The sequence below is a fragment of the Sphingopyxis sp. 22461 genome (assembly GCF_052044915.1).
In the GTDB taxonomy this organism is placed as follows: Bacteria; Pseudomonadota; Alphaproteobacteria; order Sphingomonadales; family Sphingomonadaceae; genus Sphingopyxis.
The window spans coordinates 294,219-315,027 of record NZ_JBQENY010000006.1; the positions used below are offsets into that span (position 1 = coordinate 294,219).

A 20,809-nucleotide genomic window follows, 5' to 3' on the forward strand; every position below is an offset into this window, starting at 1 on the left:
GGCTCGATAGCGTTCCCGGTGGCAAAACGCTCGATCCTGATCGTCGGCGGCGGCACCGCGGGCTGGCTCACCGCTGCCTATCTCGCGCGCTTTTTCGACCTGCCGCGCAATCCGCTCCTGTCGATCACCCTGCTCGCGTCGGACGAGATCGGCAGCATCGGGGTCGGCGAGGGCGCCTTTCCAACGATCCGCAATACGCTGCAATTCATCGGCATCGACGAAAGCGCGTTCGTGCGCGCGACCTCGGCGACGTTCAAGCAGGGCATCCGCTTCGACGACTGGGTGCGCACGCCCGCCGAGGGCCAGTCAAGCCATTTTCTGCACCCGTTCGAGGCACCCTATCATGGCGACGGCTACAGCCTCGTCTCCTACTGGCTGCTTCAGGATGAGGCGACGCGGCGGCCGTTCGCCGAGGCGATGACGATCCAGAACCGCGTCGCCGAGGCGCAGCGCGCGCCGAAGCGTCCCGGCGAGGGCGAATTCACCGGCCCGCTGAACTATGCCTATCATTTCGACGCCGCGCGGCTGGCGGAGGTGCTGTCGGCGGAAGCGCGCGCGATGGGTGTCGAGCACCTCAGCGGCACGCTGACCGGGGTCGGGCTAGATACGACGAGCGGCGCGATCGACCATGTCGTGACCGCCGAGCATGGGACGCTGGCCGCCGACCTCTATATCGACTGTTCGGGTTTCCGCGCCGAATTGATCGGCGGCGCGCTGCAATCGCCGTTCAAGGGCGTGCGCGACCAGCTGTTCACCGACCGCGCGCTCGCGTGCAAGCTGCCCTATGACCGCCCCGACGTTCCGATCGAAAGCTATACGATCGCGGCGGCGCACGAGGCGGGGTGGACGTGGGACATCGGGCTGGCCGGTGCGCGCGGCATCGGCTGCGTTTATTCGAGCGACCATATGAGCGACGAGCGCGCCGCCGAAATCCTCGCCGCCTATACCGGCGGGCGCAGCCATGACGTCAATGTCCGCTCGATCCCGTTCGAGGCGGGCTATCGCCCCGCGTCATGGGTGAAGAATTGCGTCGCGGTGGGATTGTCGGGCGGCTTCCTCGAACCGCTCGAATCGACCGGGCTCGTGATGATCGAGACCGCGGCGGCAATGATCGCCGAGATGTTCCCGCTGAACGGCCCGGTCGGCGCGCCCGCGCGGCGCTTCAACGAGCTGATGGCGGCGCGTTACGACAACACGATCAATTTCCTGAAGCTTCATTATTGCCTGAGCCAGCGCAGCGAAGCCTTCTGGCGCGACAATGGCGACGCGGCGTCGATTCCCGGGCGTTTGAAGGAATTGCTCGAGGAGTGGCGCTATCGCCCGCCGGGGCGCTTCGACTTCATCCTCGACCTTGAAAGCTTCGCCTTCTTCAATTACCAGTACATCCTCTATGGCATGGAATATCGCACCGACCTGTCGCCGGTGCGCGAGGAGTTTCCCGACACCGCCGAGGCCGAGCGCATCTTTGCGCGGATCAAGAGCTTTGGCGACCGCGCCGCGAGCGAGCTGCCCGCGCACCGCGCGATGATCGACCAGATCAACGCGGGTGCGGTCACCGCCTGACCTCAGGCGGGCTTGGCGGCCAGCCGTTCGGTCGGCTGCGGCTCGTCGGGGCCGTCGGTTCCGAGCTGGCCGAGTTCGCCCGTCTCGCGCGCCTTGCGGCCATAGACGAATTCGAACAAAGGCCCCGCCATCACCGTAGTGATGATTGCCATCAAGACCATCATCGAAAAAAGCGTCGGCCCGATGATGCCCTTTTGCAGCCCGATGTTGATGATGATGAGCTCCATCAGCCCGCGCGCATTCATCAATGCGCCGATGCCGAGCGCGGTGCGGTTGTCCTCGCCCGCGATCCGCGCGGCGAGCCAGCAGGCGCCGAACTTCGCCGCGATCGAGACGAGCAATATGCCGAGCGCGAGCGCGAGCAAGGTCAGGCTGTTCACCGTGTCGAGCCGCGTGTTGAGCCCCGAGTAGGTGAAGAAGACGGGGACGAGCAAGATGGTGATCGGGCTGATCTTGCGCTTGATCTCTTCGGTCAGCTTGCCGCGCGGCATGCAGACGCCGAGGATGAAGCCGCCGAACACCGCGTGGATGCCCGCGGCGTCCATGACGAAGGCGCAGAGCGCGAATAGCATCAGGACGATCGACAGCATCGTGTCGCTCATCTCGCCGCGTTCCTCGACGATGCGGCCGAGCGGGACGAGCAATTTGCGCCCGATGAAGAACATGAACAGCGCGAAGCTGAGTCCGCCGATAATCGCGATCAACGCGACGCCGGGACCGCCGCCGAAGGTCGCGAGCACGATCGCGAGCACGCACCACGACACCGCATCGTCGAACGCGCCCGCGGTGAGCGTCAGCGTGCCGAGCGCGGTGTTCGCGAGGCCGCGTTCGTTGATGATGCGCGCGAGCATCGGGAAAGCGGTGAGCGCGATGCAGGCACCCATGAACAAGGTCGCGCTGCCCTGGCTCAGTCCTTCGGTGAAGAGACCCGGGACGTCGAGCAGGAACGGCGTGATCAGCGCGGCGAACAGGAAGGGCGCGACGATGCCCGCCGCCGACACACCCATCGCGCTCTTCGCCTTCGACTGGAAATGGTCGAGGCGGAGCGTGGTGCCGACGAGGAACATGTACAGGCCCACCCCGACCTGCGCGCAGACGTAGAGGATGCTCCGCGTTTCCTTGGGGAACAGCGCCGCCTGGAATTCGGGAAAGAAGAGGCCGAAGAGCGAGGGGCCGATGAGGACGCCCGCGATCATTTCGCCGACGACCTGCGGCTGCCCGAGGAATTTCTTCGCGGCCCAGCCGACGGCGCGGCAGACGATCAGGATCACCGCGATCTGAAGGAAGAAATGGATGCTGAAATCGGTTGGCGTATAGCTCGCCGCAGAATGGACCGCCGGGCCGTGCGCGCCGAGGACGTCGCCGATCGCGCGGAGCAGTTCATCGAACATATTGGATACCAATTTCCCTCTCCCACCCGTGGCGTCTGCGATCTGGTTTACGTCGCTGTTCGCCGGTTTCCGGCATCAGGAGACATGAAAGCGCCGCGAGCGCAATGGCGAGTCCGCGATTGGGCGCGCCCGCGACTGCCGATTTCCCGGCCCCCGATCATTTTTGTTGCGGGGCGGTAACAGTGTAGTAATGTACCTACATGTGAACGATCACATTATGCCTTGATTTTGCACAGGCGGGAGGCGGTCATGAAGCGCGTCACGAGCCGCGAACTCAATCAGGATGTCAGCCGCGCGAAGCGATTCGCGCTCGTCGAACCGGTGTTCGTCACCGACCGCGGGCGGCCCACGCACGTGCTGATCAGCATCGACGCCTGGCGGCAGTTGAGCGGCGAGCGGGAGAATATGGCGCAATTGCTCGCCGCCCCGCCCGGCGACATCGCGCTCGACCGTGCGTATCTGCGCCGGGCGCTGGACGGGCGCGGCTGATGTTCCTGCTCGACGCCGAAATATTGTTCGACCTGCGCCACGCGCGCGCCGACGGCGACGGCGACGGCGCAGGGTTGGCGGGATGGGCGCAGCGCACCTCGCGGCAATCGATGTTTCTGTCGGCGCTCTCGCTCGTCGAGCTGGAAAATGCCGCCGCGCTCGCGGCGAAACAGGGGAAGGCCGCGGCCGCGGCGTGGCGTGACTGGATCGACGCGCAAGTGCTGCCCGCGTTCGAGGGGCGCGTGCTGCCGGTCGATCTGACCATCGCGCGCCGCCGCGCCGCGCTGCCGCTCGAAAGTGACCGCGATGCGCTACTCGCCGCGACCGCGCTCGAACATGGGCTGACCTTCGTCACCTATCGCGGCGCGGCGTTTCGCGGCGCGCGGCTGAAACTGCTCGACCCCAGCCGGATCGCCGCCGATGCGGGCGAGGACAGCGACTGGCGCGAAGCGACGCGCACGCGGTCGCCGTGGATCCGGAGCCTGTTTATCCGGGGGTGAGAAACGGTTGAAGACTTCGCGGGCGATCTGGGAGAGGGATCGCGGTTTTCGACCGGTTGCGGACCTTCTCTTTCATCGTCACCCCGGACTTGATCCGGGGTCCCGCTTGAGGTCGAAGCCAGCCGATGCCCCCCCAAAAAAAGCGGGATCCCGGATCAAGTCCGGGATGACGAAGAGAAAGGAAGCAACGGCAGTTTCCCACCCCAAAAGTCGCCGGTCGCGCCTTATGCTCAGGCCGCCATCAGCACCGGCCATGGGTCGTCGTCGTTGGCAGCGGGCTTGCGCGTATCGGACCGGACCGGGCGGCTTCGTCGCGCGCGCGCGCGGAGGCGCCCGAGCGGCGCCAGCAGCGCCGCCATGCGGACCGCGACCCAAGCTTTCATCGACCGGACGCGCGCGAAGGTCGACAGGGCCCAAGTGGCGATCATTGCATCGACATAGGCGGTCATGTCCCATGCGAGCGCCACCGCGAGTTCGGCCGGCAGCACCGCGGCATAAGCCTGGATGGCGAACAGGCCCACGACCAGGAAGAGGATATGCTTGCGCTCGAGCCGCTCGACGAGGCGGATCGGCTCCTCCACCGTGAAGCGGTGGAGCCAGCGCGCGGCGCCGGTGCCCGGCGCAAACAGCATCACGGCGATCAAGCCCGCCAAAAACAACGCAAAAACCATCCCTGCCCCTCCCGTCCCCGAAAGTCAGGAGATAGGTCGCGCCGCCGCGCAAACAAGCGGAGCGCGGCGGGTCAGGTTACAGCGGAACGAAACTCACCGTCAGCCCGTCCTTCGGCCGCGGGATCGGCAGCACCTGCCATTCGGGGGCATAGCCGTCGGCGACGACGATGCGGTGCGTCGTGATGACGTGGTGGAAAAAGATCTTCGCCTGCATGTAGGCGAAGTGCAGCCCGAGGCACATATGCGCGCCGCCGCCGAAGGGCACCCACGCATATTTGTGCCGCGCGCGCGACACCTCGGGCGAAAAGCGCATCGGGTCGAACTTGGCGGGTTCGGGCCAATGCTCCTCCATCATATGCGTGAAGGCCGGGCTGACGCCGACCGAGGTGCCCGCGGGGATGCGGTAGCCGCCATATTCGAAATCCTTGAGCGCGCGGCGCGGGAAACTCGGCACCGGGGGCACGAGGCGGAGGGCTTCCTTGAACGCCCATTCGGTCATTTCGAGCTGGCCGAGGCTGTTGTGCCCGACCCCCTCGCCCGCCGGCGCGACGGCGAGCATTTCTTCGCGCAATTTGTCCTGCCATTCGGGGTTGCGCGCGAGTTCCCAGACGAGCGTCGTGATCGAGCTGGTGATCGTGTCGTGCGCCGCCATCATCAGGAAGTTCATATGGTCGACGATCGCCTCGACGCTCATATGATCGCCATTGTCGTCGCGCGTGCGGCAGATCTGGCTGAACATGTCCTCGCCCGTGCCGTCGCGCCGCTCGGGCACCATCTTGCCGAAATAATCGACCAGATAGGCGCGCCCCTTGGCGCCGCGGCCCATCGCGGTGAAGGGCAAGGGCACGCGCACGACGCCGATCGACGCCTGGACCATGTCGACGAAGGCCTTGTTGACCTTGTCCGCCTCGGGCCCCCAGGGGATGCCGAGGAAGCTGGTTGCGGCGAGGTCGAGCGTCAGTTCCTTGATCGCCGGATAGAATTTGAACGTCTTGCCGCTCCACTGGCCGATGCGATCGCGGATCCCCTCGTTCAGCGAATCGGCATAATGGCGCATCGGTTCAGGCTTGAACGCGACCGAGAGCACTTTCCGGTCGGCGCGGTGCTTTTCAAAATCCATCAGCATCAGCCCGCGCGGGAACAGCAGGTTGAGCACCGGTCCCCAGCCCTGTTCGGACGAGAAAATCTTCTCGCGGTCGAACATCACGAGCTCGTTCGCCTCGGGACCGTGGAGCGCGACGCTGCGCCCGCCGAAGCTGTTGCTCCGATAGATGCGGCCATATTTGGCAACCATGCGGCCCGCGAAGCCGGGATAGTCGCGTAATTGGTCGAGCGTGGTGCCGAGCACGGGCAGCCCGTCCTCGCCGGGGATATGGTCGAGCGTCGTGCCGGGGTTGCGCGGCAGCCAGTGCTTCGTGTCGGGGCCGAAACGCTTTTCGGACCATTGGCTCGTCGGCTGGATATTCGCGGGCGCGTTCATCGGGTCAATCCTCGTCCATTCTGCTTTGTCCCGATGCGTAACGGACTACTGACACTGATGCAAGTAACGCTTTGACGGGGGTGGGACAGCATTCACCGCAAATTCAACTCGACTCGTGCAATCCAGCGGTCAAGGTGACGGGTCGCAACCGTTGGACCCAAAAGGACAAAGCTATGGCGAAGAGTTTGAAGCGCCCCCTCTCCATCGCGCTCGGCGTTCTCGCGACGACGACGCTTGGCGGTTGCTATTACGGCGATGTCTATGGGGCGAGCTATGCGTCGGGCGGCGATTGCTCGTCGCGCTATGGCGACGCCTATTATGATTATGACGGCTATGCCTATGACGACGGCTATGGTTACGACTGCTACGATGGCGCCGATTATGGCAGCGGCTTTGCCCAGATCGGTTTCGGCGGCGGCTGGTACGACGATTATTATTATCCCGGCTATGGCATGTGGATGTTCGACAATTACCGCAACCGCTATCCGCTGCGCGACCGCTATCTGAACTATTGGGGCGGGCGCCGCGCCTGGTGGAAGCATCATGGCGGGCGCAACGACTGGAAGCCGGGACGTCCCGGCGGATGGAATCGCGGCGACGGCGACGGTCGTCCGGGCGATGGCCGCCCCGGCCGCCCCGGCGGCTGGAACCGCCCCGACCGCGACAATGACGGCCCGCGCGGCACGCGTCCGGGCCGCGGCCCCGGCGATGGCGCGACCGGAACGCCGCCGGTCACCGGCAATCCGGGGCGCCCCGACCGCGGCGACCGCCCGGGCCGTGGCGGCTGGAACCGTGGCGATCGCGACCATGACGGCCCGCGCGGCACGTGGCCCGGCCGCAATCCGGCCAACCCGGGCACGCCGCCCGCCACGGGCAACCCCGGCCGTCCCGATTGGGGCGCAGGGCGCCCGGGTCGTCCCGACCGCGAACCGGGTGCCGGCCGTTCGCGCCAGATCCGCGATGTGATCGCGCCGCGCGACGGCGGAGCAAACCGCCCCCCGCGCGCCGAACGGCCTGCGCCGGCCTATCGCCCGCCCGCGCCGCAGCCGGCGCCGGTGGTGCGCAGCGCCCCCGAACCGCGCCCCGCACCGGCGGGGCGCGCGCGCAGCGACCGCGGTAACGACGCCCGGCCCGACTAGGATATCAGGCCGGCGGCGCGGCCTGCGGCGCCGGCGCATCCTTCACGCCCGCCGACACGACGGTCGCGGCGACCAGGTCGCCGATGACATTCAGGGTCGTGCGGCACATGTCGAGGAAGCGGTCGACGCCGAGGATCAACCCGATGCCCTCGGGCGGCACCCCGACCGAGGCGAGGATCAGCGCGATCACGGGGAGCGACCCGGCGGGAACGCCCGCGGTGCCGATGCCGCCCAATATGCACACGAGCATGACGACGATCTGCTGCTGAAGCGTCAGGTCGATGCCGAAAAATTGCGCGAGGAAGATCACCGTCACGCCCTCGAACATCGCGGTGCCATTCTGGTTCGCGGTCGCGCCGATGGTGAGCACGAAGCGCGCGACCTTGTCGGGCAAACGCAGCTGGTCATGCGCGACGCGCAGCGCCGTCGGCAGCGTCGCGTTCGACGACGCCGTCGCGAACGCCATCACGAACGCCTCCTGCGTCTGATGGAAGAAGGCGACGGGCGATTTCCCCGCCAGCGTCTTCAGCAGGATGGGAAAGACGATGAACATCTGGAGCGCGAGCGCGAGCAGCACGACGCCGACATAGGCCGACAGGCGGATGATCAGGTCCCAGCCGAACTGCGCCGCGAGGTTGAACATGAAACAGAAGACCGCGATCGGCGCGAGCTGGATGACGAGCCCGATCAGCTTCATCACGACCTCGAATACGCCCTCGATCGCGGTCTTCAGCGCCTCGGTACGCGGGGTACGCACGAGCATCAGCCCGATGCCGAAGAAGAGCGCGAAGAACATCACCGCGAGCACGTCATTCTCGCCCATCGCGGCGAACAGATTGTCGGGGACGATCGCGACGACCGCGTCCATCCCGGTCTTCGCCTCGCCCGCGCGGTCGGCGATGGCCTGCGCGCCTGCCGCCCCCTCGGCCATCAGCGAACGCGCGAGCGCGGGATCGACCCCCGCGCCGGGCTGGATCAAATTGACGACGGCGAGGCTGATCACGACCGAGATCGTCGACACCGCGATCGTATAGACGAGCGTTCGCACGCCGACCGATTTCAGCGCGCGCATCTCGCCCATTTCGGCGACCCCGACGATCAGCGCCGAGACGAGCAGCGGGATGACGAGCATGAACAGCAGGCGCAGGAATATCTGCCCCAGCGGGCCGGTCACATAGGTGGTGATCGTCTCCACCCACGCGGCGCCCGGCGCGCCATAATGGACCGCCAGCCCGATGAGGAGGCCCGCGAGGAAACCGACGAGCATGCGCCAGCGCAGCCGCCGCGCCCGCGCTTCGTCACGGTGCGCCTCGTCGATTGCCGCTGCTTCGGCCATGGCTTCGCTCCTTGCTCGCCCCCGGTTGGGCGGCCCGAAGCCCGCGCGTTACGCGTTATCGGCCGCCGGCTTGTTTTCACCCTCCGCTATGTCATCACGAAGATCGAGCCCGCGGGTTCCATGGTGCGGTGTATGCGCCGGGGCGTGCGGGCGATCGAGATCGGGCGGTTCGGGCGCTTCGAGCATGCCTTCCCACTTGGTGATCACACTCGTCGCGACGGCGTTGCCGACAACGTTGGTCGCGGTGCGGCCCATGTCGAGGAACTGGTCGATCGCGAAAATCAGCGCGACGCCCTCGACCGGCAGGTCGAACATTGCGAGCGTCGCGGTGATCACGACGAGGCTGGCACGCGGCACCGCGGCGATCCCCTTCGACGACACCATCAAGGTCAGCAGGATCAGGATCTGCTGCGTGATCGACAGCTCGATGCCATAAGCCTGCGCGATGAAGAGCGTCGCGAAGCTCGCGTACATCATCGAGCCGTCGAGGTTGAAGCTGTAGCCCAAGGGCAGCACGAACCCCGAGATGCGGCGCGGCACGCCGAAACGGTCGAGCTGTTCGAACAGCTTGGGCATCGCCGCTTCGGACGAGGCGGTCGAGAAGGCGATCAGCAGCGGCTGGCGGATATAGCGCATCAGCGCGAAGATCCGGCGGCCGAGGAAAATCGCGCCCGCACCGAGCAGGATGACCCACAGCACGACGAGCGAGAGATAGAATTCGGTGACCAGCTCGGCATAGGTGCCGAGAATGCCGAGGCCATATTTCGCCACGACCCCCGCAAGCGCGCCGAACACCGCGATCGGTGCGAGGCGCATCACATAGCCGGTAATCTGGAGCATCAGTTCGGCGAGCGCCTCGGCGCCGCGGACGAGCGGCTTGCCCTTGTCGCCGATCGCGGTCAGGCCGACGCCCGCGAACAGCGCGAAAACGAGGATCTGGAGGACATTGTTGTCCGCCATCGCCTGGAAAATATTCTTCGGGAAGACATGCTCGATAAACTCGAACAGATCGAGTTTCTTGACCTCACCCACCTCGGCGATCGAATGCGCGCCGACGGTGAGATTGAGCCCCGCGCCGGGTTCAAAGAAATTGACCATGATCAGGCCGAGGCTGATCGAAATCAGGCTGGCGAGGATGAACCACGCGATCGCACGGGTGCCGATGCGGCCGAGCGCCGAGCTGTCGCCCATATGCGCGATCCCCGCGACGAGCGTGCCGAGAATCAGCGGCGCGACGACCAGCTTGATCAGGTTGAGGAAGATCGTGGAAAGCGTGCTGAAGCTGCGCAGCCAGTAAGTGAAGGCTTCGCTGTCGGCGGGGACATAAACCCGCACCAAATAGCCGGTGATGACCCCGAGGATCATACCGATCAGAATATAAAACGTCAGGCGATGCCCCATAAATTACTCCCTGTTCCGCCCTGGGCGGATCTTTATGCGAGCCGAGGTAACAGGGTGATGCGCCGCGGGCAATCGCTGGCGGGCCTATCGCGCGGTCAAGGCGTCCAGAAGGCGAGCGCGGCGCAGCCCGCAATACCCGTGAGGATGTTGAGCGGGACGCCGATGCGCACGAAATCCATGAAACGATAGTCGCCCGCGGCATAGACGAGCGTGTTCGTCTGGTAACCGACCGGGGTCGCGAAACAGGCCGATGCGCCGAGCATCAGCGCGATGAGGAGCGGCTGCGGCGCGACGCCCGTCGCCTCGGCGATGCCGATCACCAGCGGCCCCATCAGCGCCGCGACCGCATTGTTGCTGAGCAATTCGGACAGCAGCAGTGCCGAAAAATAGACGATCGCGATCACCGCCCATTGCGGCGCGCCCGCCAGGACCGGGTCGAGCGCGCCGACCATCAGCGCGACCGACCCCGCCTGTTCGAGCGCCGCGCCGACGGCGAGCATCGCGAAGATCAGGATCAGCACATCGCCGTCGATGCTGCCCCACGCCTCCGACGCGTCAATGCAGCGGGTGAGCAGCACGATGGCGACGCCGATGAAGGCGGCGATGCCGATCGACATCACGTCGGTCGCCGAGAGCAGGACCGCGCAGGCCATCACGAGGATCGCGATCCACGCGCGGCGGCGGCGGAAGGCGGTGACCGACGCCATCGCCAGCCCGATCAGATTGGGGTTGTCGCGCAGCTGCGCGATATTCGCCTCGTCGGCGTCGATCAGCAGGCGGTCGGCGGCGCGGATGCGGTTTTCGGACAGCGTCGGCCCCGGAAGGTGGCGAAAGCGGGTGACGCCGAGGATGCGGACGCGCTGCCGCTGAAGGAAGGGGATTTCGGCGAGCGGCCGGTCGATCGAGCGGTGGCTCGGCGAAACCGTTACCTCGACCACGGTCGATTCCCGCTCGGGACTATCGCCGATGCCGATCGCAAAGCGTCCTTCGCTGCGCAGCGTCATCAGCGCCGCGCCGTCGAGCCGCGCGACGATCCGGTTGCCTGCCGCGAGCCGGTGGTGTTGCGCGTCGTTCCCGGTGATCATGCGCCCACCCGCGATCACGCCGACAATCTGCGATGGCGCGATGCCGAGATTGGCCGCGTCGAGGGCCATGTCGATGGCGGCATCATCGTCCCGAAGGCCGAGTTCGGTCAGGTAAAGCTGCTCCGCCCCATCGGCCTTTTCAGCGATCCGCGGATAGTCCGACGGCAGGAAGCGCGCCATCACGAGCAGACCCACGACCCCCGCCGCCGCGACCGCGAGGCCATAAGGCGTGATGTCGAACAGACCGAAGGGTTCGAGCCCCGCCTGTTCGGCGATGCCCGACACGACGAGGTTGGTCGAGGTGCCGATCAGGGTCAGGCAGCCGCCGAGCACCGCGATCACCGACAGCGGCATCAGCAATTTCTTGGGCGAGACCCCGAGCGCCTCGGCGAGCCGGAAACAGACGGGCATCATCACGACGACGAAGGGCGTGCTGTTGATGAAGCCCGACACGAGCAGCCCGCCGCCGAACACTTCGACCACCGCGAGGCGCGGGTGCCGCTTGGCGCGGTCGACGACATAATTGCCGACCTTGTCGATCACCCCGGTACGGATCAGCGCGCCCGAGAGGATGAACATCGCCCCGACAGTGAGCGGCGCGCTGTTCGAGAAAACGCCATAAGCACCCTTTTCGTCGAGAAGGCCGAGCGCAAGCATCGTGCCCGCGCCGGCGACCGCGACGACCGAAGGCGAGAAGCGTTCCCAGACAAATGCCGCAAACATGCCCGCGAGCACGAACAGACCGATAACCGCCTTTTGCTCCGCGATGAAGGCGGCGACGGAGTCCATCAGGCCATCAGCCGTTTTGTGCCCTGTGCAGCAGCTTGTGATCGGCGAGGACGAGCGCCATCATCGCTTCGACCACCGGCGCACCGCGGATGCCGACGCACGGATCATGGCGGCCCTTGGTGACGATATCGGTCGCCTCACCCGCCTTGTTCACCGTCGGCACGGGAGTCAGGATCGAGCTGGTCGGCTTGAACGCGACGCGTACGACGACCGGCTGGCCGGTCGAGATCCCCCCCGCGATGCCACCCGCATTATTCGACAGGAAATCGGGGCGGTTGCTGCCGTCGGCCGCGGGGCGCATCGGGTCGGCATTTTCCTCACCGCGAAGCCGCGCCGCGTGGAAGCCGGCACCGATCTCGACCGCCTTCACCGCATTGATCCCCATCATCGCGGCGGCGAGGTCGCTGTCGAGCTTGGCATAGATCGGCGCGCCCCAGCCGGCGGGAACGCCGCTGGCGGCGCATTCGATCACCGCGCCGAGCGAGCTGCCCGATTTGCGCGCGGCGTCCATCAGGCCTTCCCAGCGCTGCGCCGCGGCGGGATCGGGGCAGAAAAAGGGATTGCGGTCGATTTCTTCGAGGTCGAAATTCGCGGGGTCGATCGCGTCGCCGCCGATCTCGGCGACCCAGGCGTGGATCTGCACCTCGGGGATCACCAGCCGCGCGACGCCGCCCGCGGCGACGCGCGCCGCGGTCTCGCGCGCGCTCGACCGGCCGCCGCCGCGATAGTCGCGGATGCCATATTTGGCGTCATAGGCGTAGTCGGCGTGGCCGGGGCGATAGGCTTGCGCGATCTCGCCATAATCCTTCGAACGCTGGTCGACATTCTCGATCATCAGGCTGATCGGCGTGCCCGTCGTCTTGCCCTCGAAGGTGCCAGACAGGATGCGCACCTGGTCGGGTTCCTGCCGCTGCGTCGTGTGGCGCGACTGGCCGGGACGGCGCTTGTCGAGGAAAGGCTGGATGTCGGCTTCGGACAGCGACAGCCGCGGCGGACAGCCGTCGACGACGGCGCCGAGCGCGGGGCCATGGCTCTCCCCCCACGTCGTGAAGCGAAGAACGCGTCCGAAGCTGTTGAAACTCATTGCCCTATCCCATCCGGCCGAATGCGGGTGCGTAATCCGCGCGTCCGCCTAGCGGCCAAGCGGCGTCCGAGTCCAGCATCATCGCCATGAAATGCGGCCCGGCAAAGGGCGACGCGAAGCGCGTCGCGAGGTCGGGAGAATAGCCGAAGCGCGGGTAATAGGCCTCGTGGCCGAGAACGAAGCCGATCGCGACGCCTTGCTCGCGAAGTGCGTCGAGCCCGGCGCGGATCAGCGCATCGCCGATGCCCTGCCCCTGGCTGCCGGGCACAACCGACACCGGAGCGAGGCCGGCGCCCGAAAGCGCGGCACCATCGGCTTCGACGTCCATGCGGCTGAACAACACATGCCCGACAATCGCGCCGTCGCGTTCGGCAACGAGCGACACCAGCGTGTCGCCGTCCGCATCGATCATCCCCACCAGTTCGGCCTCGCCCTGATGACCGAAATCGGTCCCGGCGAAAGCCGCACGAATGACGCTGTCGATGGCATCGGCATCCGCCGCCGTCGCGGCGCGGATGCCGACTGCGTCAGACAAGCGAGATATCCGGGGCATCTTCCTGCTTCATGCCCACGGTGTGGTAACCCGCGTCGACATGGTGCGTTTCGCCGGTGACGCCCGATGACAGGTCGCTGAGCAGGTAGAGCGCCGAGCCGCCGACATCGTCGATCGTGACGTTGCGGCGCAGCGGGGCGTTATGCTCGTTCCATTTGAGGATCAGGCGGAAATCGCCGATCCCCGATGCCGCCAGCGTCTTGATCGGGCCAGCCGAGATCGCGTTCACGCGCACGCCCTGCGGGCCGTAATCGTTTGCGAGATATTTGACGCTGGTTTCGAGCGCCGACTTCGCAACGCCCATGACGTTGTAATGCGGGATCACCTTTTCGGCGCCATAATAGCTGAGCGTCAGCAGCGAACCGCCGCCATTGCCCGTTTCAGGGTCGAAGGGTGTCATCATCGATGCCGCGCGCCTGGCGACCGCGGTGAAGCTGTAGACGCTGATGTTCATCGTCATCAGGAAGTCGTCGAGCGTCACATCGGCATAAGCCCCTCGCAGCGCCTCCTTGTTGGTAAAGCCGATCGCATGGACGACGAAGTCGATCGTCGGCCAGCGCGCCGAGAGCGTCGCGAACGCCGCGTCGAGATTGTCCATGTCGGACACGTCGCAATCGATCAGGAAATCGCAGCCGAGTTCGTCGGCGAGCGGCTTGACGCGCTTCAGCATCACGTCGCCCTGGTACGAAATCGCGAGTTCGGCGCCCGCGCCGTGCAGCGCCTTGGCGATTCCCCACGCAAGCGACTTGTCGTTCGCGAGGCCCATAATCAGCCCGCACTTGCCCTTCATCAGACCCGTCATTTTTCTACTCCAGCCTTTTTGGCTTCAATAATCATATCGTCGACGCGCCCAATAGCGTCGTGGCCCAAATCCTCAACCTCTACCAATGCGGCATTGAGTTCGGCGCCCATCACCATACCCAATCCGACGAGGTAGAAGAAGAAAAGCGCGACCATCACACCCGCGAGGCTGCCGTAGGTTGCGTCATAGCTGAGCAGGCCGGCGAGCAGCGGCGGCAGCGCGAGCGTGACGCCGATCCACCACAAGGTCGTGAACAGTGCGCCCGGCCATTTCGGACATTTTTTCAGCCGGCGGTATTTGGAGGGCGTCAGGCTGTAGAAGAGCATATAGATGGCTAGAAACAGCCCGAAACCCGACACGCCGCGCGAGATCAGGACGACCCCGAACGACTGATATTGTTCGGGCAGCACGCGCGTCACAAACTGTTCGACCCCGACGATCAGCACCTGCATACTGAACGACAGCAGCATCAGCACGACCGCCCCGGTGATGATACCGATCGACAGCAGGCGATAGTGAAAAAAGCCCTTCGAAAAATGCGTGCCATAGGCGCGGCGGAGGATGTCGCGCACCGTCTCGATCAGGCTGCCGACGGTCCACAGCGCGACGAGCGCGCCGAGCCAGAGGAAGATGCCGGTGCGTGCGGTCATCACTTCGCGAATCGGACCCGACAGCGCCTTGGCGACCGTCGGCGGCATCGTCGAGAAGACCGCCTCGATCGCCCGTTCGCCGCCGACGCTGCCGCCAAAGATCGACAGCGCGGCGGCGAGCAGGATGAAGAAGGGAAAGAGCGCGATCAACGCCAGATAGGCGAGATTGCCCGCATGGATGAAGCCATCGGTATAGGTGCCGACGACGACGCGGCGGGCGACGCGCCAGGCGCGGGTGCCCGGTCCGAGCTGTTCGCGGCTGCGGTCGATCACGCCCTGTGCGCGGGCGCGCAACTTGACGCGCTTGGCGCGTTCGGCGCGCGCCTCGGGCGAATGCGGCGAATGGCCCTCGGCCAGAAATTCCTTGCCGACCTCGTCGGCCACCTCGCGCTCGAGCGCGGCGACAATCTTTTTCTCGCGGGCGTCAGCCACGCATCACACGCCAAGCTCCGCCCGTACGTCGCGCGGATCGGTCCATTCGGTGAGCAGCTTGATCAGCGCCGCATCGTCGGCGGGCAGGTCGACCATCAGCCGTACGAGCTGGTCGCCGCGGCCGCCGCTTTTCTGGCTGAAACCCTTGCCCTTGAGGCGCATCACCTTGCCCGACGACGAGCCCGCGGGGATCGAGAGCATCACCGGGCCGTCGACGGTCGGAACCTTGATCTTCGCGCCCTTGACCGCCTCGTTCAGCGTCACCGGCAGGTCGAGGCGGATGTTCGCGCCCTCGCGCTCGTAAAAGGGATGGTCCTTAACCGTGATCGTCACGATCCCGTCGCCGGTGCCCCCCGGCCCCGCCTGCCCCTTGCCCGCCAGCCGCATCTGGGTGCCCGTTTCGACCCCGGCGGGCAATTTCAGGTCGATCGTCGCGCCATCGGCGAGCGCGATGCGCTGCGGCGCCTGCGTCGCGGCGTCGATGAAGCTGACCGACAGGCGATAAGCGACATTGGCGCCCTTTTGCGGCGGCGCGCTGCGCCCGCCAAAGCCGCCGAACGGTCCGCCGCCCGAACTGCTACCGCGGCCGCCGAACAGCCCTTCGAAAATATCGCCGAAATCGGAACTCTCGTTGCCGAAACCGCTGAAACCGCCGGGCCCCGTGCGTTGATCGCCGCGGAAACCGCCGCCACCGCCATAGCCGAAGGGCATCGCGGGATTGCCCTCGCCGTCGATCTCGCCGCGGTCGAACTGCGCGCGCTTCGTCTTGTCCGACAGGATGTCATACGCCTTGGTCACGTCGGAGAATTTCTCCGACGCCTTCGGGTTGTCTTTATTCTTGTCGGGGTGCAATTCCTTGGCGAGCTTGCGGTACGCGGACTTGATTTCCGCTTCGCTTGCACTCTTCGCAACGCCCAGGGTGGAATAGGGATCGGCCATTTTGCTCCTGTAGCCCGATAAGTGACTGGGCGTGAAGCCCGATTGCGCGTCGATGTGGTAATGTGCCGCTGCAGGTCAAGTTCCCTCATGATCGCGCTCGACCCTGCACGCCCGGCGCATTATGACCGCGCGGATGAGCGACGATCCCTTTGCCCTGTTCGACAGCTGGTTCACCGAAGCGCGCGCCAGCGAACTCAATGACGCCAACGCGATGGCGCTCGCGACGACGACGCCCGACGGGCACCCGTCGCTGCGCATGGTGCTGCTGAAGGGGCATGGGCCGGACGGCTTTGTCTTTTATACCAATCTCGACAGCCGCAAGGGCGGCGAGCTGGCGGCGAACCCGCATGTCGCGCTGCTCTTTCACTGGAAATCGCTGCGCCGGCAGATTCGCATCGAGGGCGCGGTGACGCCCGTCGATGACAGCGTCGCCGACGCCTATTTCGCGACGCGCAGCCGCGACAGCCAGCTTGGCGCATGGGCGAGCGACCAGTCGCGGCCGCTCGACAGCCGCGAGACGTTCGAGGCGCGCTTCGAGGACATGCAGGCGCGGTTCGAGGGACAGGATGTGCCGCGCCCGCCGCGCTGGTCGGGCTGGTGCGTTAATCCTTCGGCGATCGAATTCTGGCAGGATCGCGCCCACCGGCTGCACGAGCGCACCGTCTTCACCCGCGCCGGTGATGGCTGGACGAAAGGATTGCTATATCCATGAGCGCACCCCGCCGCCTGCCGATCACCCAGGTCGATGCCTTTGCCGACCGCCCCTTTACGGGTAATCCCGCCGCGGTGATGCCGCTCGAGGAATGGCTCGACGACGCGACGCTGCAGGCGATCGCGGCGGAGAATAATCTCGCCGAAACCGCCTTTCTGGTGCCCGACGAAAGCGACGAGGCCGATTATGAGCTGCGCTGGTTTACCCCGGGCGTCGAGGTCGCGCTGTGCGGCCACGCAACGCTGGCGAGCGGACATGTCCTGCTGACCGCGGCGCAGTGGCGGAGCGACATGACGTTCCGCACGCGTAAGGCGGGTATCCTGCGCGTCGCGCGAAACGGCGAAGACGACGGCTACAAGATGGCGCTGCCCGCCTACACCCCCGCGCCGAAGGCGATGCCCGACATCGTCCGCGCGCTCGGCGGCGATCCGGTCGAGACGATGTGGCACGATGGCGGCTATGCGCTGATCGCCTATCGCGACGCCGCGAGCATCCGCGCGCTCTCTCCCGACCTGCGCGCGCTGAAAGAAGGCGGCGACATCCTCTATATCGCGACTGCGCCGGGCGCCGGCGACCCGTCGGGCGCCGACGTCGTCAGTCGCGCTTTCGCGCCCGGCGCCGGGATCGACGAGGATCCGGTGACCGGGTCGGCGCACAGCGTGCTCACCCCCTATTGGACGGTGCGGCTGGGGCGCGATCGCTTCGCGGCGTATCAGGCGAGCGCGCGCGGCGGCCATGTCGGCTGCCGCCTCGACGGCGACATGGTCGAGCTGACGGGCACCTGCGTCACGACGCTGGTCGGCGACTTCCTCTTATAAGGCTGAAGCTAGCTGGCTTTCGACCAAGGCTGCCGCACCACTTCTTTTCTTCGTCATTCCCGCGAAAGCGGGAACCCAGAGCGGGGCCAGCCGACGGACGCTCTGGGTCCCCGCTTTCGCGGGGATGACGAAAGTAGCGAATGGCATCACCCAACCCCAAAGCGGGCGTCGAACCTGCGCCTCAAAGCGCCGCGGTCAAATCGGCGAGATGACGGCGCAGTTCGGGAAACTGATCGTCGTTGGTGACGCCGAGCCGCACGATCGTCAGCCGCTGCGACGGCGAAACGATGATATATTGCCCCTGATGCCCGATGCAGGCGAACAAATCGTTCGGGCCGCGATCGGGCCATAGCGCCGGGGTGACGCCAGCGGGGCGCCGGCGGTTGAGCCAGATATGCCCGCCATAGCCCGCGTCGTTCGCCGACGGGGTCAGCATGAAGCGCATCCAGGTTTCGGGGAGCAATCGCTGGCCGTTCACGACGCCATGGTTGCGCAGGAATTCGCCGAACTTCGCATAATCGCGCGCGGTCGCGTGCATGATCGAGCCGCCGATCATCGTGCCCTTCGCATCATATTCGGGGGTGAGGCTGGTCATCCCGAGCGGTTCGACGAGCCTCCCGCCGATGAAGTCGCGCATCGCATCGCGGCGCGCATCGGGATTTTGCGACGGGGTCAGCGTGTCGGCGAGGATATCCGACAGGATGACGCTGGTCGCCGAACTGTAGTTGAAGACCTCATCGGGCTGCGCCGCCGCGGGCTTGGCCTCGGCAAAGCCCGCCATGTCGCCCGCGCCATTGCCGAACAGCATCGCGACGGTATCGCCCTGCCACACCGGATCGCCATTTTCGACATGCTCGAGCCCCGACGACATGTGGAGCAGGTTTCTGAGCGTAATCGCGCCGCGCGGATCGCCGCTGCGCTGCCACGCCTCCACGGGTGCCGGCCCGTCGAGCGACAATTGCCCGTCGGCGACGAGGAAACCGGTGAGCACCGCGGTGATGCTTTTCGCCATCGACCAGCTGATCAGTTTCGATTCGGGGCCGAAGCCCGCGGCATAGCGTTCGTAGATCGGCTCACCGTCGCGCAGCACGAGCAGCGCGCGCGTCTGCCCGACATCTTCGGCATCGGCAAACAGCGCATCGGCGCGCGCGCGGATCGCGGCGGGCAATGCAGGCAGCGCCTGCGGCGTGTCGACCGCCGCGACGCCATCGAGCGATGCACCGAATTTCGGCGCCGGCGATGCGGGCGCCATATTGCCCTGCCCCGCCGCCTGCGTCAGCGACCAGACGCCGAGCATCGCGAGGGCGGCACTTGCCAGCAGCCGTTTTTTCGTGATCATGGATCAAGTGAATAACATTAATCCGACCGGGCCGACAACGGGCGAGACGCCGGCCCCTGTACCAGCCTCTGGGCCGCCGCCCGCGAATCCCCAGCACCCTGCGAAAAAGCCGAGCCGCTCGGGCGGCTGCCTGCCCTGGGCGATCGGGCTTGCCGTGCTGCTTGCGATCTTCGCGATCTGGAAATTCCCGTCGTTCAAGGCGCAGGCCGAGCTGGGTTCGGCCTATGCCGCGCGCGTCGGCTGTTCATGCCGCTATGTGCAGGGTCGCAGCCTTGAAAGCTGCCAGAGCGATTTCGAGCCGGGGATGGAAATGGTGTCGCTCAGCGAAGATCCCGCGACCAGGACGGTGACCGGCAGCGTGCCGCTGCTCGCCTCGCGCAGCGCGCGCTACGCGGGGGCGAGCGGCTGCCTGCTGCGGCCCGATAACTAACGCCAGAAGCGGCGCGCGAATAGCGCCAGCGCCGCGGGTACGCCGAAGACGATCAGCGCGATCCCCGCCTCCTCCGCCCAGCCGTAGCCGGCATAGAGCACGCCTACGAGCAGATTGCCGATGGCGACAAGCAACCACAGGATGAGGAACAGCCGCGTCGCCCACGCCGCATCCCTGATCGTAAGGCGCAGCAGGATCAGCAGGACGAGCCCGGCCAGCAGCATGATGGTCGTATGCGACATCCCTATTCCTCCCCTTCATCTGGCAGAATATCCGACCGATGCCGCCGACGCCAATCGCCCGGCGACATGCCGATCTTGCGGCGGAAGATCGCACAAAGATGCGCATGGCTCGAAAAGCCGGTCGCAAAGGCGATCTCGGCGATCGACAGCGGACGGTTCATCAGGAACCAGCAGGCGTGGCGCAGCCGCTGGTGCAGCACATATTGTGCCGGGGTGCGGCCAGTCGCGCGGGCGAAATGGACGATCAGGCTGTTGACCGACATGCCCGCCTCGGCCGCCATATCCTCGACCGTCAGCGACACTTCGAGCTGGGTCTGGATGAAAGCCATCAGATCGTTGATGCGCTGGGCGATGGCGGGCGATTCGGGACGCCCGGCCATGCCCTGAAGCGTCTTGGCGAGGATCGTGACGAGCGGATCGGCGGCGGCGGCATCGTTCGCGAGCAAGGCCCGGACAAGCGCGGCCAGCGCAAGGTCGTGATGCGCCGCGAGCGCACGCGTATCGGGGGCTACGGTCAGAAGCGTTACCGGAATCTCGACCTCGATCGTGCGGACCGCGCCGCCCTTTGCCGTGCCGCGGTATGTCTGACCGGCGGGTATCAACCACATTTCGCCGGGCAACGGATCGCCAAGCGACGTCCGCTGATCGTCCAGCCATGTTTCGAGCCAATGATAGCTTCCCGCCTCGTACAGAATCAGCACATGGACATCGCGCTCGATCGTCCAGTTCGACGGGCCATCGATCCGGTCAACGATCGAGGCGACCCTGAGTCTACCCACTTCCATCGCATGAGTATGGCAAGAATGGGAAAATGTGAAAGCCTGCCATATTGCGCAACAATATGGTTAAATCGCCCTACCCCAAGTCCTCGGCCTTAGTCGCAGCCGAGACAAATGAGGCGTGGGCCAGGCTAATACGCGTGCCTCAGACACGCATGAACAGACCCCCCCGACGGCGGGCGGCG

The 20,809-nt window shown here is 66.0% G+C and carries 21 protein-coding genes; 7 read left to right on the forward strand and 14 right to left on the reverse strand.

Annotated features, from left to right (window positions below):
- The first annotated feature begins 18 nt into the window (after positions 1-18).
- Complete coding sequence (locus ACTJI5_RS12295; protein ID WP_440860511.1) at positions 19-1,563, forward strand: tryptophan halogenase family protein; 1,545 nt, start codon at positions 19-21, stop codon at positions 1,561-1,563.
- 2 nt (positions 1,564-1,565) lie between these two features.
- Here ACTJI5_RS12295 and ACTJI5_RS12300 read toward each other — a convergent pair whose 3' ends face one another.
- The gene (locus tag ACTJI5_RS12300) at positions 1,566-2,954 is read right to left on the reverse strand and encodes a cation:proton antiporter (protein WP_440860531.1); all 1,389 of its coding nucleotides are present in this window, start codon (positions 2,952-2,954) and stop codon (positions 1,566-1,568) included.
- A gap of 249 nt (positions 2,955-3,203) precedes the next feature.
- Between ACTJI5_RS12300 and ACTJI5_RS12305 the strand changes: the two genes are divergently transcribed.
- Together ACTJI5_RS12305 and ACTJI5_RS12310 are read left to right on the forward strand one after the other, a co-directional pair.
- Positions 3,204-3,443, forward strand: a complete 240-nt coding sequence (locus tag ACTJI5_RS12305) for a type II toxin-antitoxin system prevent-host-death family antitoxin (RefSeq protein ID WP_058536599.1) — start codon at positions 3,204-3,206, stop codon at positions 3,441-3,443.
- Positions 3,443-3,943, forward strand: a complete 501-nt coding sequence (locus ACTJI5_RS12310) for a PIN domain-containing protein (protein WP_440860512.1) — start codon at positions 3,443-3,445, stop codon at positions 3,941-3,943. Before ACTJI5_RS12305 ends, ACTJI5_RS12310 begins: the two co-directional genes overlap by 1 nt.
- 230 nt (positions 3,944-4,173) lie before the next feature.
- On the opposite strand, the gene ACTJI5_RS12315 is transcribed toward ACTJI5_RS12310, so the two are convergent.
- Positions 4,174-4,614: a hypothetical protein gene (locus ACTJI5_RS12315; RefSeq protein WP_440860513.1), complete on the reverse strand. Its 441-nt coding sequence runs from the start codon at positions 4,612-4,614 to the stop codon at positions 4,174-4,176.
- Positions 4,615-4,690: 76 nt separating this feature from the next.
- Positions 4,691-6,094 carry a cytochrome P450 gene (locus ACTJI5_RS12320; protein WP_440860514.1) on the reverse strand — a complete coding sequence of 468 codons (1,404 nt, stop codon included), beginning with the start codon at positions 6,092-6,094 and terminating at the stop codon, positions 4,691-4,693.
- Between the two features lie 173 nt (positions 6,095-6,267).
- Between ACTJI5_RS12320 and ACTJI5_RS12325 the strand changes: the two genes are divergently transcribed.
- Positions 6,268-7,233 carry a hypothetical protein gene (locus ACTJI5_RS12325; protein WP_440860515.1) on the forward strand — a complete coding sequence of 322 codons (966 nt, stop codon included), beginning with the start codon at positions 6,268-6,270 and terminating at the stop codon, positions 7,231-7,233.
- Positions 7,234-7,237: 4 nt separating this feature from the next.
- Here ACTJI5_RS12325 and ACTJI5_RS12330 read toward each other — a convergent pair whose 3' ends face one another.
- From ACTJI5_RS12330 to ACTJI5_RS12365, 8 genes are all read right to left on the reverse strand, one after another.
- Positions 7,238-8,569: a dicarboxylate/amino acid:cation symporter gene (locus tag ACTJI5_RS12330; RefSeq protein ID WP_440860516.1), complete on the reverse strand. Its 1,332-nt coding sequence runs from the start codon at positions 8,567-8,569 to the stop codon at positions 7,238-7,240.
- Positions 8,570-8,617: 48 nt separating this feature from the next.
- The gene (locus ACTJI5_RS12335; RefSeq protein WP_310252131.1) at positions 8,618-9,970 is read right to left on the reverse strand and encodes a dicarboxylate/amino acid:cation symporter; all 1,353 of its coding nucleotides are present in this window, start codon (positions 9,968-9,970) and stop codon (positions 8,618-8,620) included.
- Positions 9,971-10,065: 95 nt separating this feature from the next.
- Entirely contained in the window at positions 10,066-11,844 is a 1,779-nt protein-coding gene (locus tag ACTJI5_RS12340) for an SLC13 family permease (protein WP_440860517.1), read from the reverse strand.
- A gap of 7 nt (positions 11,845-11,851) precedes the next feature.
- The gene (gene aroC, locus ACTJI5_RS12345; protein ID WP_440860518.1) at positions 11,852-12,928 is read right to left on the reverse strand and encodes a chorismate synthase; all 1,077 of its coding nucleotides are present in this window, start codon (positions 12,926-12,928) and stop codon (positions 11,852-11,854) included.
- A 4-nt stretch (positions 12,929-12,932) separates the two neighbouring features.
- Positions 12,933-13,463, reverse strand: coding sequence for a GNAT family N-acetyltransferase (locus ACTJI5_RS12350; protein WP_440860519.1), 531 nt, complete (start codon positions 13,461-13,463; stop codon positions 12,933-12,935).
- Positions 13,456-14,283 (reverse strand): SDR family oxidoreductase, encoded by an 828-nt coding sequence (locus tag ACTJI5_RS12355; RefSeq protein WP_440860520.1) that lies wholly within the window; start codon positions 14,281-14,283, stop codon positions 13,456-13,458. The genes ACTJI5_RS12350 and ACTJI5_RS12355 overlap by 8 nt, the downstream gene beginning before the upstream one ends.
- Entirely contained in the window at positions 14,280-15,365 is a 1,086-nt protein-coding gene (locus ACTJI5_RS12360) for a YihY/virulence factor BrkB family protein (RefSeq protein ID WP_440860521.1), read from the reverse strand. The genes ACTJI5_RS12355 and ACTJI5_RS12360 overlap by 4 nt, the downstream gene beginning before the upstream one ends.
- A 3-nt stretch (positions 15,366-15,368) precedes the next feature.
- Positions 15,369-16,304, reverse strand: a complete 936-nt coding sequence (locus ACTJI5_RS12365) for a DnaJ C-terminal domain-containing protein (protein ID WP_058536608.1) — start codon at positions 16,302-16,304, stop codon at positions 15,369-15,371.
- 133 nt (positions 16,305-16,437) lie between these two features.
- Between ACTJI5_RS12365 and pdxH the strand changes: the two genes are divergently transcribed.
- Together pdxH and ACTJI5_RS12375 are read left to right on the forward strand one after the other, a co-directional pair.
- Positions 16,438-17,016 (forward strand): pyridoxamine 5'-phosphate oxidase, encoded by a 579-nt coding sequence (gene pdxH / locus ACTJI5_RS12370; RefSeq protein WP_440860522.1) that lies wholly within the window; start codon positions 16,438-16,440, stop codon positions 17,014-17,016.
- On the forward strand, positions 17,013-17,834 hold the full coding sequence (locus tag ACTJI5_RS12375; protein WP_440860523.1) for a PhzF family phenazine biosynthesis protein: 822 nt from the start codon (positions 17,013-17,015) through the stop codon (positions 17,832-17,834). The genes pdxH and ACTJI5_RS12375 overlap by 4 nt, the downstream gene beginning before the upstream one ends.
- A gap of 181 nt (positions 17,835-18,015) precedes the next feature.
- On the opposite strand, the gene ACTJI5_RS12380 is transcribed toward ACTJI5_RS12375, so the two are convergent.
- Positions 18,016-19,173 carry a serine hydrolase domain-containing protein gene (locus tag ACTJI5_RS12380; RefSeq protein ID WP_440860524.1) on the reverse strand — a complete coding sequence of 386 codons (1,158 nt, stop codon included), beginning with the start codon at positions 19,171-19,173 and terminating at the stop codon, positions 18,016-18,018.
- On the opposite strand from ACTJI5_RS12380, the gene ACTJI5_RS12385 reads away from it, so the two are divergent.
- Positions 19,172-19,603 carry a hypothetical protein gene (locus ACTJI5_RS12385; protein ID WP_440860532.1) on the forward strand — a complete coding sequence of 144 codons (432 nt, stop codon included), beginning with the start codon at positions 19,172-19,174 and terminating at the stop codon, positions 19,601-19,603. The two genes, ACTJI5_RS12380 and ACTJI5_RS12385, sit on opposite strands and share 2 nt — an antisense overlap.
- Here ACTJI5_RS12385 and ACTJI5_RS12390 read toward each other — a convergent pair.
- Positions 19,600-19,845, reverse strand: a complete 246-nt coding sequence (locus ACTJI5_RS12390) for a hypothetical protein (RefSeq protein WP_310252112.1) — start codon at positions 19,843-19,845, stop codon at positions 19,600-19,602. The two genes, ACTJI5_RS12385 and ACTJI5_RS12390, sit on opposite strands and share 4 nt — an antisense overlap.
- Positions 19,846-19,847: 2 nt before the next feature.
- The gene (locus ACTJI5_RS12395) at positions 19,848-20,624 is read right to left on the reverse strand and encodes an AraC family transcriptional regulator (RefSeq protein WP_197412593.1); all 777 of its coding nucleotides are present in this window, start codon (positions 20,622-20,624) and stop codon (positions 19,848-19,850) included.
- Positions 20,625-20,809: the final 185 nt, after the last annotated feature.